Annotated in this window: 14 protein-coding genes and 1 tRNA gene; 5 read left to right on the plus strand and 10 right to left on the minus strand. The window is 68.1% G+C overall.

Translation table 11 applies throughout. The annotated features are described in order from the left end of the window. Nucleotides 1-5 precede the first annotated feature (5 nt). Complete coding sequence (locus F8S13_14935) at nt 6-1,484, minus strand: O-antigen ligase domain-containing protein (GenBank protein KAB8142279.1); 1,479 nt, start codon at nt 1,482-1,484, stop codon at nt 6-8. After that, the gene (locus F8S13_14940) at nt 1,481-3,124 is read right to left on the minus strand and encodes a polymerase (protein KAB8142280.1); all 1,644 of its coding nucleotides are present in this window, start codon (nt 3,122-3,124) and stop codon (nt 1,481-1,483) included. The genes F8S13_14935 and F8S13_14940 overlap by 4 nt, the downstream gene beginning before the upstream one ends. Nucleotides 3,125-3,605: 481 nt before the next feature. Here F8S13_14940 and F8S13_14945 point away from each other — a divergent pair, with 481 nt between their 5' ends. Beyond that, nucleotides 3,606-4,292 carry a response regulator transcription factor gene (locus F8S13_14945; protein ID KAB8142281.1) on the plus strand — a complete coding sequence of 229 codons (687 nt, stop codon included), beginning with the start codon at nt 3,606-3,608 and terminating at the stop codon, nt 4,290-4,292. A 384-nt stretch (nt 4,293-4,676) separates the two neighbouring features. After that, on the plus strand, nt 4,677-6,392 hold the full coding sequence (locus tag F8S13_14950) for a hypothetical protein (GenBank protein ID KAB8142282.1): 1,716 nt from the start codon (nt 4,677-4,679) through the stop codon (nt 6,390-6,392). Between the two features lie 70 nt (nt 6,393-6,462). Here F8S13_14950 and F8S13_14955 read toward each other — a convergent pair whose 3' ends face one another. From F8S13_14955 to F8S13_14965, 3 genes are read right to left on the minus strand one after another with little or no spacing between them, the layout of a single operon-like run. Next, complete coding sequence (locus F8S13_14955; GenBank protein ID KAB8142283.1) at nt 6,463-8,256, minus strand: M3 family oligoendopeptidase; 1,794 nt, start codon at nt 8,254-8,256, stop codon at nt 6,463-6,465. After that, nucleotides 8,253-9,641, minus strand: a complete 1,389-nt coding sequence (gene lysA / locus F8S13_14960; GenBank protein ID KAB8142284.1) for a diaminopimelate decarboxylase — start codon at nt 9,639-9,641, stop codon at nt 8,253-8,255. The genes F8S13_14955 and lysA overlap by 4 nt, the downstream gene beginning before the upstream one ends. A 21-nt stretch (nt 9,642-9,662) precedes the next feature. Next, on the minus strand, nt 9,663-10,181 hold the full coding sequence (locus tag F8S13_14965; protein ID KAB8142285.1) for a thiol peroxidase: 519 nt from the start codon (nt 10,179-10,181) through the stop codon (nt 9,663-9,665). 750 nt (nt 10,182-10,931) lie between these two features. Between F8S13_14965 and nifS the strand changes: the two genes are divergently transcribed. After that, the gene (gene nifS, locus F8S13_14970) at nt 10,932-12,122 is read left to right on the plus strand and encodes a cysteine desulfurase NifS (GenBank protein KAB8142286.1); all 1,191 of its coding nucleotides are present in this window, start codon (nt 10,932-10,934) and stop codon (nt 12,120-12,122) included. Here nifS and F8S13_14975 read toward each other — a convergent pair. From F8S13_14975 to F8S13_14990, 4 genes are read right to left on the minus strand one after another with little or no spacing between them, the layout of a single operon-like run. Next, nucleotides 12,119-12,709, minus strand: a complete 591-nt coding sequence (locus tag F8S13_14975) for a DUF421 domain-containing protein (GenBank protein KAB8142287.1) — start codon at nt 12,707-12,709, stop codon at nt 12,119-12,121. The two genes, nifS and F8S13_14975, sit on opposite strands and share 4 nt — an antisense overlap. Continuing rightward, nucleotides 12,706-13,314: a YigZ family protein gene (locus F8S13_14980; protein KAB8142288.1), complete on the minus strand. Its 609-nt coding sequence runs from the start codon at nt 13,312-13,314 to the stop codon at nt 12,706-12,708. Before F8S13_14980 ends, F8S13_14975 begins: the two co-directional genes overlap by 4 nt. A 14-nt stretch (nt 13,315-13,328) precedes the next feature. Beyond that, on the minus strand, nt 13,329-13,943 hold the full coding sequence (locus F8S13_14985) for a M48 family metallopeptidase (GenBank protein ID KAB8142289.1): 615 nt from the start codon (nt 13,941-13,943) through the stop codon (nt 13,329-13,331). 42 nt (nt 13,944-13,985) lie between these two features. Next, nucleotides 13,986-14,477 (minus strand): HIT domain-containing protein, encoded by a 492-nt coding sequence (locus F8S13_14990; protein ID KAB8142290.1) that lies wholly within the window; start codon nt 14,475-14,477, stop codon nt 13,986-13,988. A gap of 131 nt (nt 14,478-14,608) precedes the next feature. On the opposite strand from F8S13_14990, the gene F8S13_14995 reads away from it, so the two are divergent. Beyond that, entirely contained in the window at nt 14,609-15,253 is a 645-nt protein-coding gene (locus tag F8S13_14995) for a ThuA domain-containing protein (GenBank protein KAB8142291.1), read from the plus strand. A 64-nt stretch (nt 15,254-15,317) separates the two neighbouring features. Here the strand turns inward: F8S13_14995 and F8S13_15000 are convergent. After that, nucleotides 15,318-15,394: transfer RNA gene (locus F8S13_15000), tRNA-Pro, on the minus strand. Nucleotides 15,395-15,566: 172 nt separating this feature from the next. Between F8S13_15000 and F8S13_15005 the strand changes: the two genes are divergently transcribed. Continuing rightward, entirely contained in the window at nt 15,567-16,628 is a 1,062-nt protein-coding gene (locus tag F8S13_15005) for an STAS domain-containing protein (GenBank protein ID KAB8142292.1), read from the plus strand. Nucleotides 16,629-16,716 lie beyond the last annotated feature (88 nt).

The raw sequence follows: 16,716 nt of genomic DNA on the forward strand, positions 1-16,716 counted from the left end.
TAGTACTATGGGGCCTGAAAGAGTTCAGCTTTCATCACTTTGAGCCGCGCCGAGTCAACCAAGGCGACCAGCAGCCAGAAGGCGTAGGCCAGATCGGGCCAGAAATAGAACGAGTCGACCAGGCCGTGCACCGCCGCCGCGCCCAGCGCCGCCGCCGCGCCCAGCGCCAGCAGCCCCACGGGGTTGCGCGGCCTATCGGCCAGCAGCATGGCGCTCTCGCGGAAGAAGCGCCGCATCACCCAGGCGATGGCGATCAGACCCAGCGGGGTGAGCAGCAGCCACAGCTCGAGGATAAGGTTGTGGGGGTGCTTGGCGTACTGCTCGGATGTGCCGATCAGCGAGGGGTCGATCAGGCTGCGACCGAACTCGGGGTTGTGGTAGTAGTAGAACTGGTCCAGCCCCAGCCCGAGGGGATGGCGCAGGATGAGGTCGATCGACTCGCCCCAGAACAGCAGGCGCACGTCGGCGCTGCCGCCGCCCAGCCCGCCGCGCAGCGAGATCACCAGCCCGGCCAGGATGGCCACCACGCCGCCCAGCCCGATCAGCCAGGCCGCCGTGCGCCCGCGCCCGGCCCCGCGCAGCCAGCCGATCGCCAGGATGGCCATGGCGGCCATCGCGCCCAGCCAGGCCCCGCGAGAGAGCGATACCACCAGCCCAGCCAGGCACAGCAGCGCCGCCCCAGCCAGGGCCAGGGCCAGCCCGCGCCGTGCGGGCTGGGCCACCCAGCAGCCCAGCGCCAGCGCCAGCGCCACCGGCCACACGCGGCCCAGGTACATGCCCAAATTGTTGGGGTGGCCGTAGACCGAGGCCACCCGCGTGGCGTCCCCGGCCTGCACCACGCTGTCGGCGTAGCTCTTGGTGGGGCTGAGCAGCGTGGGCACCAGATCGACTCCCACGCGCTGCAGCAGCCCTAGCGCGGCCACGAAGCTGCCGCTGACCACAAAGGCCCCGGCCAGCTTCCACAGGTAGCGCCTGTCGGTGTGCTGGAAGTAGAGCGCGGCCAGGTAGAAGCACAGCGGCTCCAGCACCATCCAGCGGAAGTCGCGCAGCGCCGCCCCGCGCTCGATCGCGATCGCCACGCCCGCCACGCCCGCCACCAGCACCAGCGCGTGCGGGGCCAGCCGCCCCAGCTCGGCGTTCACCTCGGCACCCGCCCGTCGCGCCCTGGCCCAGCCCACGGCCCCGTGGATGGCCGCGCCGCCCAGCGCCATCAGCAGCAGTATCTCCTGCAGCGGCAGCACAAACCCGCTGGCGCGGATGTCGGGGATGTACACCGGCGAGAGGTACCAGGGTGCGCTCAGCGGCACAAACAGCAGCGCCAGCCCAGGCCGCGCCAGGGCCAGCGCGCCGAAGACCACCAGCCCCACCGCGATCCACGGCAGCGAGACGGTGCGGTAGATCAGGGCCATGCCGATGAACATGCCCGCCAGCGCCAGCGGGTCGGCCAGCTTCCAGGTGTTGAGGAGATCGAGCAGTCGCTTCACGGTTGTTTACCCTTCGGGGCAGAAAGGAAGATGATGCGCGGGATGGCCGCGCCCAGCGCCGCCAGGGCCACCAGCAGCGTGCCCGCGCCCGCCGCCCAGGCCCATCCCGCGTGCTCGCGCGCCACGATCAGGGCGGCGGGGGCCGCGCCCGTGATTACGGCGGTGTGTGCGGTATTCGTTAGGTGCTGGGTCACCGTGGTGGGCTGGCCTGCGAGCGTTACTTGGGATGCTGGGCCGCCGTCGATGGCCACGCTGGCCGCGCCGCTGCCGGTGAGCGCCAGCGATGTGCCCTCGAAGCGGAACGACACTCGGTCGCCCTGCCGTATGGCGGCGGGGTGGGCCAGCGTGTGCGCGCCCACGCCCGCCACGGCGGGCTGGGCCAGGTAGCGCTGGATGGCGGCGTAGGCTGGCAGCGGCTGGAAGTCGCGGTCGACCAGGGCAAAGTAGGGCGTGGGGTCATCCGGGCTGGGGTCGGGGCCGCCCCAGCGCAAGATCCACACATTCATCACGCCCACCCAGGGCCACTCGCGCCGCGCCCGCTCGATCTGGCCCACCAGGTACTCGCCCTTCTGCTGCTCGCTCACTGGCGGCCCCCAGCCGAAGCGCCGCTCGGCGGGGATGCTCTCGGGCGCGGCGGTGTAGCCGAACTCGCTGATCCAGATGGCCTTGTGCGCGTCGCCGTTGCGCTCCATCACCTCGCGCAGCAGCGGCAGGCGCGAGACATCGATGCGCGTGTCGATCGGCTGCCGCCAGTTCCAGTTGCCGCCGCCGCGCGCGAACACGTAGCGGTGCTCATCCGGCGGTTGCCCCAGCCCATAGGCCTGGGCCGACATAATGTCGAAGTCGGCAGCGCCACCCAGCTGGTAGATCGCATCTAGGTACTCTAGATCGGTCAGCGGCGCGCGGCTGTCCAGCCCGTCGGTGGGGGCCAGGCTGGGGAAGATGATCACGGCGGCGGGGTTGGCGGCGCGGGCGGCGCGGCCCGCCTGGCGCAGCATGTCGAGGAACTGCGCGGGCGATGGCTCCTGGCCGTTCCACTCGTCCTTCAGGTTCGGCTCGTTCCAGATCTGGATGTAGCGCACCTCGCCACGGTAGCGCGCGGCCACCGCCGCCACAAAGTCGGCGTAGTCGGCGTAGCTGTCGGGCGGGCCGCTGGAGTTGCCGTTCAGCGCGAAGATGGCCTGCCACTCGGGCGTGGCGATGGCCTTGGCCCTGGCCCAGTCGGGCGGGCGGTCGATCCGCACGATCGGCTCTAGGCCCAGCCGCTTCAGCTCGGCGAACAGCAGGTCGTACTTCTCCCAGGCGTCGCGGGCTGCGCCGTTGCGCCTATCGACAAAGTCGCCCTTCGCGGCGATCTCTACATCATCCCAGGGCAGCTGCATGCGCACATAGCGCGCGCCCATGTCGCGGGCCATTTCCAGCGTGCGCACCACCTTGGCGTGGTCGGCCTCGAACTGGATGTTGTAGGCGTTCACACCGATCAGCGGGCCGTCGGCGTAGGGGATGGGCGCGGGGTTGGGCGCGAACGTGATGCCGCGGTTGGCCTCGTTATCAAACCACGCCAGGGCGGCCAGGCCGCCCAGCAGCAGCCCCAGCAGCGCCAGCGCGGCGAGCGTGCGTAGGATCGTTCGTGTGTTCATACTACGCGCGAGTATACTTGGCGGGGCTGCTGCGCGTCAAATAGGCCCCAATGATAGCAGCCTGAGGATACGGTGAGTATTTTTTGCATCCGCCGGGGTTTGCGAACGCAGGCGTCGGCTCGTTTTTGCACGCCGGTCATAACAGATCTTCTTCGAAATTGCTAACAAAATGTTGCCCTATAGAAGAAGAAGAGGCGTATCATAGAGAGAAATAGCAGCCAACCTACTCTTGCATCCTTTGTGCTTAAAGGCTTCCCTTTGCGCATGGATGCGCGCGTGTTTTTGCAGCTGCTTTGCGTATCGAGCTGTATTGGGTACGTAGCGATGTAACACAAGATCGCTTGTGTCAAGATTTTCGATACGGTATAATGCCGACATTCTCAGTTTGTGACGAGCTGTTCGCATTCATCGCCCGGCAGGTGTGCTTGTTGGGGCAGTGTGCTGTGATTCATGCGGTTCACTCGTTACGCAGGAGGCGATCGTGAGCCAGTCCTCGATTGTGCTTGTGCACGCCCACGCGCTCTTCCGTGAGGGATTGCGACACAACATCAACAGCCTGCCCGATTTTCGGATCAGCGGTGAAGCGAGCAACGGTCAGCAGGCGATCCAGCTTGTCGACTACACCGACCCCGATATGGTGGTGATGGAGGTTGACCTGCCCGGCGTGAACGGGCTAGAGGTCGCGCGCGCGATCAAGCGTACCCACCCCCATATCGGCATCACGCTGCTGGCGGCCACCATGGATGGCCAGCAGGTGGTGAAGGCCATCCGCGCAGGCGTCGCTTCGTATATGCCGCGCAATATCTCGTGGGAGAAGCTGCTGCATGGGCTGAAGCGCGTGCAGCGCGGCGACTACCCGATCAACGATCTGGTGCTCTCGCTGCCCGATGTGGCCGGCCAGGTGCTGCAGGCCTTCCGCCAGATGGCGGTGGATGAGGACACCCAGAGCATCTACTCGCCGCTCTCGCCGCGCGAGCTGCAGGTGCTGGAGCTGATCGCCGCTGGTCGCACCAACAAGGAGATCGCGATCCAGCTGGATATCAGCAACCAGACGGTCAAGAACCACGTCTCCTCCATCCTGCGCAAGCTGGCCGTGAACGACCGCACCCAGGCGGTGGTCTACGCCATGCGGCGCGGCTGGATCAAGGTGGTGCTGCCTGGCGACTAGCTGGGCCAGATCAGTCATCGTTTGGCAGGGGCGCAGCCGCGCGTAGGGCTGCGCCTTCTGCATGTGCGGCAGTGTGCTTTCCTCGCGGTATTCGTTTGTTTGCCTTCCCGTTGCGCTTTTGGGTCTTTGCGGCGTTTATTCCCGTTACGCCCTTGGTGCCTTGGTGCTAAAGAATGCCCCGTGTATTGAGAACGCATCGTCATCGGGCATATGCCGCGCCAAACTTGAAAGATCGGTTTTTCGCATTACAATATCCGAAGTTACGTGCCGCCGCCTGTTCTGGGCCACCCCCGCCTTGTGCGGCAGCCTGGGACGTTGAACGTTGCTCGAAGTGCCATGAAACAACCCCATGTTGTCCTGCTGCTTTGTGCTAGCCTCGCCGTGATGACGGGCTGCACCCAGATCTCGATCGCCGAGGAGGAGCGCCTGCGCAGCACCACCACCGCTGTGCTGATTACCCCCACGCCGAGCGAGGTGCCGACGCCCACCGTCGCGCCGACCGTCGGCCCTACGGCGACGCCCACGCTCACCCCCGAGCCCACCAAGCTGCCGCTGCCGCCCACGCCCGCGCCCGACGCGGCGCTCAAGGGCTTCTCGCTGTGCGATCAGGTGGCGGGCGACCCGGCGGGCGGGCGGTTCTCGGCCAGGGTGACGACGATCACCACCACGGTCGAGGCCAAGTTCGAGCGCCTAGAGCTGGGCCTGAGCGTGCCCGACAGCTCGGTGCTGCCGCACGCCCTGGCCCACTGCCTCAGCGCCGCCGATGACGCCCAGCAGATCGGCCTGCCCCAGGGCAACGAGGGCTACGCCCTGCTGATCAGCCTCGACGGCTGGCTGCACGACGACCTGTTCCGCGCCTCCACCATCACGCCCACGCTGGCGCTGAGCGGCACCACCGCGATCGCATCCGCAGGCTACCGCGTGGCCGATGGCGATGCGGGCGCGCAGCTGGCCCTGCTGCTCAAGCAGCCGCTGCCCTTCCGCGTGTCGCTGGCCCAGAACCCGCTGCGGCTGGTGGTGGAGGTGGCCAAGCAGCCTGCGATCTCCGACACCAGCGACATGCTGACCCAGGCCAGCGCGGGCAGCGCCGCCCAGCCCGCGCCGATCTACTACCTGGAGTCCGGCGACATCTGGCGCTTCGCCGATGGCAAGGCCACCAACCTCACCAGCTCGGCGGAGGTGGAGACGGCCCTGGCGGTGAGCGAGAGCGCCAAGCAGATCGCATTCTGCCGCGTGGAGTCGGGCGCATCCGCCGATGACTCGCTGGCCACCAGCGCGCTGTGGGTGATGGGCCTGGATGGCGGCGACCCCGAGCAGCTGGCCGCGCCTGGCCGCACCTGCGCCGACCCGGCCTTCTCGCCCGATGGCAAGCGCGTGGCCTTCGCCGCCACCGACAGCGCCACCACGCCGCTGCGCTGGGGCGTGTTCACCGTGCCCGTGGCGGGCGGCGAGCCGACCCGTCTTGGCTCGCCTAGCGATGAGTGGAGCCGCTTCGCGCCGCAGTGGCTGGATGCCGACCGCCTGGTCTACGCCGCGCAGGCCGAGGACACCCGCAGCACCCTGTTCCTGGGCGCCAAGGGGGCCGAGCAGGACATCGGCGCGGCGCTGACCGTGGGCAGCACCTACGCATCGCTGGGCAGGCCGCTGGCCAGCCCCACCGGCGCGATCGCCGTGGAGGCCCTGCGCGCCGATGGCACCGGCGCGGCGCTGCTGACCCTAGACGCCAGCGGGACGAAGCTGAGCGAGATCGCCAGCGGCTACTGGGTGCGCCCGGCGGCCTGGGGCGCGGATGGCTCGCTGTACTACCTGACCAGCGAGTGCGCGTCGAGCCTGGCCCAGAGCTACGCGCTGTTCCAGCAGCCCGCCCAGGGCCAGCCCACGCAGCTGGCCTACGGCACCACGCTGGGCGGCTTCGGCCAGTTTGTGGCCAAGGGTGGCTCGCTGGCCTACGTGGCCTACAGCCACGCCCCCGCCGCCGCGCGCGGCCCGCTGGCCGTGGCCGACCAGGGCGGCAGCAGCCTGTGGCTGATCGACACCACCAGGGGCACCCGCGCCAAACTGGTGGATGCCTCGGGGCCGGTGGCCGCGCTGGCCCAGTAGCGCGCTGCGGGGCAGCAAAAACCGGCTGGGCGCATGCCGCCCAGCCGGTTTCTTTGTGCCAAAAAGCTGCCTAGCCCACCAGCTCGACAAACTGGTCGATCTGGCCCCGAATGACCCCCAGGCTGGCCCGCCAGAAGTCCACGCTGCGGATGTCGATCCCGAAGCGCGCCGCCAGCGCCGCCGCATCATCCAGCCCGGTCGAGGAGAGCAGGTCGTCGTAGATCGTCTTGAACTCCTCGGGGCTGGCCTGGTAGCGGGCGTAGAGGCCCAGGCCGAACAGCAGGCCGAACATGTAGGGGTAGTTGTAGAACAGCGAGCCGTAGTAGTGCGGCTTGGCCGCCCACATGTAGGGGTGCAGCTGCTCGGCGTCCAGCCCGTCGCCGTAGGTGGCCAGCTGGGCGTCGCGCATGATCGCGCAGAACTCGTCGGCGGAAAGCTCGCGCTCGGCGCGGCGGGCCAGCACATCGCGCTCGAACAGGAAGCGGCTGGTGATGTCCACCACCACCTGCGTCGAGTCCTGCAGCGAGGCCTCCAGGATGGCCAGCCGCTCGTCGTCCCCGGCCTGGGCCAGGGCCGCCTGCACCACGATCGTCTCGCAGAAGATGCTGGCGGTCTCGGCCAGGGTCATGGGCGTGCTGCGCTGCAGCGGCGTGCGCTGGCCCAGGTTCAGGTTGTGGTAGGCGTGGCCTAGCTCGTGGGCCAGCGTGCTGACGCCGCCGAAGGAGGGCTTGTAGTTGGTGAGGATGCGCGACTCGCCCCCGCGGATCTTCATGCAGAACGCGCCGCCCACCTTGCCCTCGCGCGGGGCCACGTCGATCCAGTTCTCGTCGAAGGCGCGCTGGGCCAGGCCGCGCAGCTTGGGCGAGAAGCTGCCGAAGTTGGCCAGGATGAACCGCTGGGCCTCGCCGTAGCTCCAGCTGCCGCCGCCGCCGCCCACGGGCGCGAACAGGTCGTAGAAGGCCAGCTTCTGCACGCCCAGCGCCCTGGCCTTGGCGCGCAGGTAGCGGCGGAAGTCGGGGAAGAACTCGCCTGCGGCCTGCAGCATGGCATCCAGCGTGGCGCGGTCGATGTTGTTCTCGAACAGGCCGATCTCCAGCGGCTCGGCCCAGCCGCGCCGGGCGGCCAGCGTCACCACCTCGCCCTTGATGCTGTTGAGCGCCGCCGCGATCGGCACCTGCGCCCGCCGCCACGCGGCCAGCTCGCTCTCGTAGGCCCGCCTGCGCACCTCGCGGTCTGGGTCGAAGGCCAGGTTGCGGATGTCGCTGATCGGCAGATCCTGCGCGCCCTGGCCCCTGTCGAAGGGCACCAGCAGCTGCGAGCTGAAGGTGCTGTAGAGCTTGCTCCAGGCGCTGCCGCCGGTCAGCCGTAGGTCGGCGGCCAGGTTCTCCTCGTCGGGGCCCATCAGGTGCTGCGCCCTGGCCTGGGCCTTGCGCACCACGAAGGCGTGATCGCGGGCCAGCGCCGAGCGCTCCAGCAGATCCTCGGCATCGAGCGCGCCCAGCCAGCCCACCAGCCGGGTGTCGAGCTTGGCCACGCGTACCCGCTCGCGCTGTAGCGCGCTCATTTTGGCCTGGGCCAGCTCGTTGCGCGAGTCGGTGGAGATGAAGCTGTGGAGGTAGCCGTGGATGGTGGTGATCTGCTCCGTTAGTTGGTTGAGCTGGCCGATGGCCTGCTCGAAGCTGCGCGCGGTGGCGGCGCTGGCCTCGGGCTGCGCGCCCTGGCGGATGCCCGCCTGGTCGAACAGCTGCTCAAGCGCGCCGATCTGCTGCACGGCCTGCTCGAACGCGGCGGCCAGCTCGGGCGACTCCAGGCTGGGGAAGATCTCGGACACATCCCAGGTGGGCAGCGCTGCGGTGTCGGTCATTGGTTCTCTCCTTCGATCCCTGCGTCTCGTCGCGCCAGATCCTCGTAGGTCTCGCGCCGCTGGATGATCTTGGCCCTGCCGTCGCCCACCAGCAGCAGCGCTGGGCGCGGCACTAGGTTGTAGTTGCTGGCCATGCTCAGGGTGTAGGCCCCGGCGGTGGCCAGCGCCAGCAGGTCGCCGGGGGCGGCGTGGGGCAGGTGTGCATCGTGCAGCAGCACATCGCCCGACTCGCAGTAGCGCCCGGCCACGTGCACCTGCTCCTCGGCGGGGGCTGTGGGGCGGCTGGCCAGCGCGGCGGTGTACACGGCCTCGTACAGCGCGGGCCGGATGTTGTCGGCCATGCCGCCATCCACGTGCACAAACGCGCTGGCCCGGCCAGGGCCGCCCGCCAGCGGCTTGCGGGCCACCACCTCGTACAGCGCCACGCCCGCCCGCGCCACGATCGAGCGCCCCGGCTCGATCACCAGGGTGGGCAGCGGCAGCCCGCGCGCCGCGCAGCCCGCCGCCATGGCCGCGCTCAGCGTGCGGACGAAGGCATCCAGATCGGGGGGCTGCTGGTCGGGGGTGTAGGGCACGCCCAGCCCGCCGCCCGGGCTGATCTCATCCACCACGATTCCCTGCTGGTCGCGCAGGGCCGCCGCCGCATCCAGCAGCACATCCACGGCCCGCTGGTAGATATCGGTCTCGAACAGCTGCGACCCCAGGTGGCAGTGCAGGCCGCGCAGCCGCAGCCCGGGCGCGCCGCGCAGGATGACCGCCGCCTCGCCCAGCAGAACCAGCGGCAGCCCGAACTTCGAGTCGGCCTGGCCGGTCTGGATGTGGGCGTGGGTGTGGGCCGCGATCCCCGGCGCAACACGGATGAGCAGCGGCTGCGGCTGGCCCGTGCGCCCCGCCGTCAGCTCGGCCAGCAGCCGCAGCTCATCCAGCGTGTCCACCACGATATTGCCCACACCTGCCGCCAGGGCCTGCTCTAGCTCGTGGCGCGGCTTGGCGTTGCCGTGCAGGTGGATGCGCTCCGCCGCGAAGCCCGCCCGCAGCGCCACCCATAGCTCGCCGCCCGACACCACGTCGAGCGAGAGACCCTCGCTTTTCACCAGCTGGGCCACGGCGGTGTTCAGCAGCGACTTGGACGCGTAGTGGATGGCGAATGCGCCGGGGTAGTGCCGCCCCAGCGCCTCGCGGTAGGCCCGGCAGCTGGCGCGGAACGTGGCCTCGTCCAGCAGGTACAGCGGCGTGCCGTGCTCGCGGGCCAGCGCCAGCGTGTCGCAGCCGCCGATCTCCAGGTGGCCCGCCTGGTTGACGCTCGCGGTGATAGGCCAGATGTGTGTGTCCAATGTTGTTGAAAAACAAGCGCCAAGGGCAGGCGACGCACCGGCCCTTGGCAGCCTGGATACAGGCAGGCGCTGCTACGCGACGACCGACTTCACGGCCTCTAGCGCGGCCTCGTAGTTCGGCTCGCTCCCGGCCACCGGCACATACTCGGCGTAGCGGATCACGCCCTGGCCGTCCACCACGAACACCGCGCGGCTGTCCAGCCGCACCTCTTTCACATGTGTGCCGTAGGCATCGCCGAACGACATGTCGCGGTGGTCCGAGAGCACCGTCACGTGCTCCACGCCCTCGGCGTTCACCCAGCGCGTCTGGGCGAAGGGCAGGTCGGCGCTCACCGTGATCAGGCTGATCTGGCCCACGAACTGCTCGATCTCTTTATCGAACCGCCGCGTCTGGATCGAGCACACGCCCGTGTCCAGCGAGGGCACCACGCTGATCAGCGCAGGCTTGCCCGCGAACGCCTCGCTGCCCACCGTCTCGCCCTTGCCGTCGATCAGGCTGAATGCGGGCGCGGCGTCGCCCGGCTTCAGCTCCGGCCCCACTAGCGTCTTCGGACCCCAGAAATTGAACGCCTCTGGTCGCTCCTGTGCCATGGTCTATCTCCTCTTCTTCCCATACAGGCGGTATCAGATGGCTCTGTGCTTGCGCAGCGCGATTGTAGGATTCCCGCCCGGCCTTGTCAACCGCACAAGGGCCGATCGCCTAGCGATTTTGCGCATTCTGCTCAATTATTCGGGGGCAGCTTTACCATGAAGACCCGAAGATTTTTCACCACGAAGGCGCGAAGGCACGAAGGGGTGAAATGATATGGGTGGCTCGGTTATGTGAAAGAAATGGTGCGAAGATGAATAGAATAGCGCGAAGATAGATAGAAGGGCACGAAGGGGTGACGGAAGGCCGCGAAGGGATGGCAGCAGGCCGCGAAGGGATGACGGAAGAGCATGAAGGGATGACGGAAGACCGCGAAGGGGTGACGGAAGGGCACGAAGGAGTGGCAGCAGGCCGCGAAGGGGTGACGGAAGGGCACGAAGGGATGACAGCAGGCCGCGAAGGAGTGGCAGCAGGCCGCGAAGGAGTGGCAGCAGGCCGCGAAGGGGTGACAGAAGGGCTGGAAGGGGTGACGGAAGAGTACGAAGGAGCTATAGAATCTTGGAGCCTTGGCGTCTTGGTGGTAAGACAACCCCTTCGCGCCTTGGAGCCTTGGTGGTAAAACGGCTCCTTCGTGCCTTCGCGTCTTCGTGGTATTCGTTCTCTTCGTGGTGAACCGATTACCCCAGAGCGGTTGCGTCGCATCGGGCGTGGTGCTAGAATCGGCTTGAGAAAAGTAACCGCGAGGAGCCACCATGGCCGAGCGTTTTGTGTATCTAGATCATGCCGCCACCACCCCTGCCGACCCAGAAGTGGTGGCCGCCATGCTGCCCTACTTCACCGAGCAGTTTGGCAACCCATCCAGCATCCACCAGGCGGGCCGCGCCGCCCTGGCCGCGCTGGATCAGTCGCGCGAGACCGTGGCCCGCGTGCTCAACGCCCACCGCAAGGAGATCGTCTTCACCGGCGGTGGCTCCGAGGCCGACAACCTGGCCGTCAAGGGCGTGGCCCAGGCCCTGCGGCTGGCCGGGCGCGGCGGCCACGTCATCACCAGCGCCATCGAGCACCACGCGGTGCTGAACGCCGTCGAGTCGCTGGCCGAGCAGGGCTTCGAGACCACCGTGCTGCCGGTGGATGCGCGCGGCCTGGTGCGCCCCGACGACCTGCGCGCCGCCATCCGCCCCGACACCGCGATCGTCTCGATCATGTATGCCAACAACGAGATCGGCACCATCCAGCCGATCGCCGAGCTTGGCACCATCTGCCATCAGGCCGGGGTGATCTTCCACACCGACGCGGTGCAGGCCGCCGGATCGCTGACGCTGGACGTTCAGGCCCTCAACGTCGATCTGCTCAGCATCGCCGCGCACAAGTTCTACGGCCCCAAGGGCGTGGGCGCGCTCTATGTGCGCCACGGCGTCCCGCTCAGCCCCCAGGTCAACGGCGGCGGGCAGGAAAGGCGGCGGCGCGCTGGCACCGAGAACATCGCGGGCATCGTGGGCCTGGCCCACGCGCTGGCCAGCGCCGAGGCCAGCCGCCAGCAGTACCTGGCCCACTGCCAGCCCCTGCGCGACCGGCTGATCGGCCAGATCCTAGAGCGCGTGCCCTTCACCGCGCTCAACGGCGACGACGCCCAGCGCCTGCCCAACAATGTCAACATCGCCTTCGACTACATTGAGGGCGAGAGCCTGCTGCTGCTGCTCGACCAGCAGGGCATCGCCGCATCCAGCGGCTCGGCCTGCACCAGCGGCGCGCTGGAGGCCTCGCATGTGCTGCTGGCCCTGGGCAGCCCTGAGGAGCAGGCGGTCGGCTCGGTGCGCTTCACCCTGGGCAAGCACACCACCGCCGAGGATGTCGAGTACGTGCTTGAGACGCTGCCGCCCTTGGTCGAGCGGCTGCGCTCGGTGTCGCCAGCCTACCGCGAGCGCGTGGCCGCCCTGGCCTAGCGCCCCAGCCGCGCCAGCGCCGCCCGGATCTCGGCCATCTCGCCCGCCAGCCTGTCCAGCCGATCGAGCAGCTCCTGCTGGCGCTGCTCGTCCTCGGTGGGGCGCTTGCGCGTGAAGATGAACGACCCGGCGCTGTTGATGTCGGCGCTCTCCACCTCATCCAGCGTGTCGAAGCCCTGGGCGCGCGCCGCCACCAGCAGCTGGTGGCGGGTGATCAGCTCCTTCTTCAGCTGGCCCTCGTTCAGCCTGCCGTTCTGGATCAGGATCTCCTCCTCGCCCTCCAGTGAGCGCTCCGCCGCCTGGTGGCGGTAGAAGAAGCGCACCACCAGCTGGTTGAATCCGATCAGCACCACCGCGCCCAGCGCCCCGCCGAGCAGCGAGTTGTCGTCGCCGATGATCGCGTTCTGCACGGTGTTTGAGAGCATCAGCAGCAGCACGAGGTCGAACGGGTTGAGCTGCGCCAGCTCGCGCCGACCCGCCAGCCGCAGCAGCCCCAGCAGCAGCAGGTAGACCACGATAGTGCGCAGCACTTTTTCCACCACCGGCATATCCAGCCGGAACATATCGGCCAGCATCGAGGGGATCATGCCTGCTCCTCGGCGATCTCGGCCCGCCCCGCCGTCAGCTCGGTGATAGCGTGCGACAGCGGGGCGGCCTGGGCCTGCGGTAAAACGACCGTCAGCGTGACATCGGCGGCGAACTGCTCGTCGGCGATCGCGCCCTCGTGGGCGGCGATCAGGCGGCGGATCGGCTCGAAGTGGCTGTAGTCGAAGGCTACAAGCAGGCGGCTGCGGGCGATCTTCTCCACGCGGGCCACCTTGGCCAGGATGTCCTTGGCCGCATCGCCGTAGGCGTGCACCAGCCCGCCCGTGCCCAGCAGCGTGCCGCCGAAGTAGCGCGTCACCACCACCGTCACATCGCCCAGGCCGCTGCCCTTCACCACGCTCAGCACCGGCCTGCCCGCCGTACCCGATGGCTCGCCGTCATCGCTCATGCCCATGGTGGTGGTCGCGCCGTGGCCCACCACGAAGGCGTAGACGTGGTGGGTGGCGTCCGGCATCTCGGCCCGCACGGCGGCGATAAACGCCTTGGCCTCCTCCACGGTTGGGGTGGGGGCCGCGCTGGCGATAAAGCGCGAGTTCGAGACCCGGATCTCGCTGCGGGCGGCCTCGGCGGGGATGAAGTTTGGCATAGCTCTCTCGCGGTCTACTCTTCGGCGCTGGAATGATCGGCGCTGGGCGCGGCGCTCAGCAGCGAGCGCTCCAGCGGCGGCAGGGTCTCCCAGTTGCGGCCCAGCCATGTGACGCCCGCCAGGAAGGCGTCGGCCTTCTCGACCTCGGGGTCCACGCTGCGCACCAGCGCCCAGAACGCATCCGAGTGGTCGAAGTGAATGACGTGGGCCAGCTCGTGGGCGATCACCGACTCCAGCACGTAGCGCGGCATGTGGCGCAGCGCCGCGTGCAGGCGGATGGTGCGGGTGCCCCGGCTGTAGCTGCCCCAGCGGGCGCGCTGCGTGGTGGAAAACTGCACGTGGGCCACCTCGGGGCGCTGCGGGAAGCGCGCCGCCACGCGCTGGGCCAGGGCCAGCGCATCCCCCTCGGCGTTGATCTGGTGGGCGGCCACGCGCCGCAGCAGCTTGCGCGCCATGTCGGGGATCAGCCGGTCGAGGTCGGCCTGGGGCATGCGGGTCGGCGCGCTGACCGACAGGGTCGAGCCGCGCAGGCGCGCGTTGACATTCTTTACCGCCTTACGGACCACATGCACCGTCAGGGTAGTGCCCTCGACCGTGATCGTCTTGCTGTGGGAGGGTTCTTTGCTCATGGCGCTATTGTACCGCAGGCGGCGTGCCGCGATTTCTTGGCGCTAGAGCGCGGCGAACGCGGGCCGCAGCCGCGCCCAGGTCTGCTCCAGCGCCTCGGGCACCAGCTTGGTGCCGCCCACGATCGGCATGAAGTTGGCGTCGCCCTCCCAGCGCGGCACGATGTGCATGTGGATGTGGGCGTCGATGCCCGCGCCCGCCGTCTTGCCCAGGTTCATGCCGATGTTGAAGCCATGGGGGTGGTAGACATCGGCCAGGATGGCGATCGTGCGGCGCGTCAGGTCGAACAGCTCGCCCGCCGTGGCCGCATCCAGCCCTACCAGGTCGGCGGTGTGGGCGTAGGGCACCACCATCAGGTGCGCGGTGTTGTAGGGGTAGCGGTTCATGATCACGTAGCACTGTGCGCCGCGGTAGAGCACCAGGTTCTGGTCATCCGGCTCCATCGCGCCCAGGGCGCATAGCACGCAGCCCTCGATCTTCGGCGCGTCGCCGCTGCTGATATAGGCCATACGCCAGGGCGTGAACTTGATCTCCATGGTGGGTTCCTTCCCGCTATGCGGCCGCTGGGGCCGCCTGAGCCGCGCCTATTATAGGCCCAAAGGTGCTATGATAGGCAAAACTTCGTAGGGCGGGGCGAGCTTCCCGCCCATGAGCAATGGGGCCGACGATGAAAAAGGCGCTCTTTGTATGGGGTGGCTGGGATGGCCACCAGCCGCAGCAGGCGGCGGAGCTATTCGCCCACGTGCTGCGCGACGAGGGCTACGAGACCGAGCTGTCCGACACTCTGGATGTCTACCTGGATGCCGCCAAGCTCCAGTCGCTGGATCTGATCGTGCCGACCTGGACGATGGGGACGATCACGCCCGAGCAGGAGCGCGGCCTGCTGGATGCGGTGAGCGGCGGCGTGGGCGTGGCGGGCTGGCACGGCACCATGGGCGACTCGTTCCGGGGCAGCCCGGGCTACCAGTTTATGGTCGGCGGGCAGTGGGTGGCGCACCCCGGCAACCACATCGACTACACGGTGAACATCACCAACCACACCGACCCGATCACGGCCGGGATCGCCGACTTCGCGATGCACTCCGAGCAGTACTACATGCATGTGGACCCCTCGAATGAGGTGCTGGCCACCACCACCTTCAGCGGCGAGCACGTGGCCTGGATCGCGGGCACCGTGATGCCGGTGGTCTGGAAGCGCGTCTGGGGCGGCGGGCGGGTGTTCTACTCGTCGCTTGGCCACAACCTGGCCGACTTCGACGTGCCCGAGGCCCGCGAGATCATGCGGCGCGGGATGCTGTGGGCCAGCCGCTAGGCGACAGCACCAGCTCGCACACGCAAGAAGCCCCCGCCGCAATAACTGCGGCGGGGGCTTCGTCTGGTCGGGGCGACTGGATTCGAACCAGCGGCCTCCTGAACCCCATTCAGGTGCGCTACCAGGCTGCGCCACGCCCCGAACACGCTGGCTATTGTAGTCGCTAACTGCCAATCTGTCAACTTTTGCTTGTGGGCCTCATGCGTGCCCCTCTCGCCTATGCCTCGGCGGCTTCGAGTACGATTCTCTTTTGGTAACAGAACTACTGTATAATGCCTCTACAAGATATTCACCCTACCAAAATACACACGCTATGACACCTGCCTCCACAGACACCATGGATTTTGACCGCGCGCGGCGTCGCTTGATCTTGACCAGGGCGATGTTGATCAGCGGGGGATTTGATCTGCTCATCTGCGTGCTCCTGCTCGTCTTGGGCAATGGCCTGAGCGAGCACAACACCCAATATCTGCTGCTCATGGGCGGGCTGCTTGTGGTTGCCGGGGTTGCCTGGGTGCTCATCCAGATGCAGCGCGAGAAGCTGGCTGCCCATCTCTTCTTCCTCTCGCTCATCCTGCCCACGATCTGGATAGCCATGCATTCCGCCGTGCTCAGCCCGGCGCTGGCCACGCTGTTCATCCCGATTGTGGGCGCGAACCTGCTGCTAAGCCCGCGCTGGAGCTTTGGCTACGCGGGGATCGCTTTTGTGGCCTTCCTGCTCTCCTATGTGTTTGGGCAGGCCTGGGTCGATGCGCCGATGGGCACGCGGGCGGTGATCATCGTGCTCTACGCCTCGTACTTTGTGCTGATCGCCCTGCTGGCGGCGCTGGCCACCTCGGGCTACCAGCAGCAGGTCGAGCAGTCGCGCCAGCACGCGCTCGAGCTTGAGGAGGCGCGGGCCACGCTTGAGCAGCGCGTCGAGGAGCGCACCAGCGAGATGCGCCAGGCTATGGCCGATCTCCAGCGCAGCAGCGAGATCATCCGCCAGATGAGCGTGCCGATTATGCCGGTGGCCGATGGCGTGCTGGCGCTGCCGCTGATCGGCTCGATCGACTCGCAGCGGGCCGAGATGCTCTCGCGCAGGCTGCTGGATGCGGTCTTCAGCCACCGCGCCCAGGCCGTGCTGATCGACATCACCGGCGTGCCGCTGGTCGACACCCAGGTGGCCGCCGTGATCTTGCAGGCCACCCAGGCCATCCGCATGCTGGGCGCCGAGCCAGTGCTGGTGGGCATCCGCGCCGAGGTCGCCCACACCATTGTCGGCCTGGGTGTCGACATGCACTCGGTCGTTACCCAGCGCGATCTGCAGAGCGGCCTGGGCTACATCCAGCAGAAATTCGCGGCGCGCCAGCAAGCCCCCAATAAGCAGAACTAGCCATCGCCAGAACACAGCGGGCGCTCGCGGGCATTGCCCGCGAGCGCCCCCCGGGGTTTTGGGGGCCCGCACAAAAGCGCGGAGGCCA

It is taken from the genome of Chloroflexia bacterium SDU3-3, from assembly GCA_009268125.1.
GTDB lineage: Bacteria > Chloroflexota > Chloroflexia > Chloroflexales > Roseiflexaceae > SDU3-3.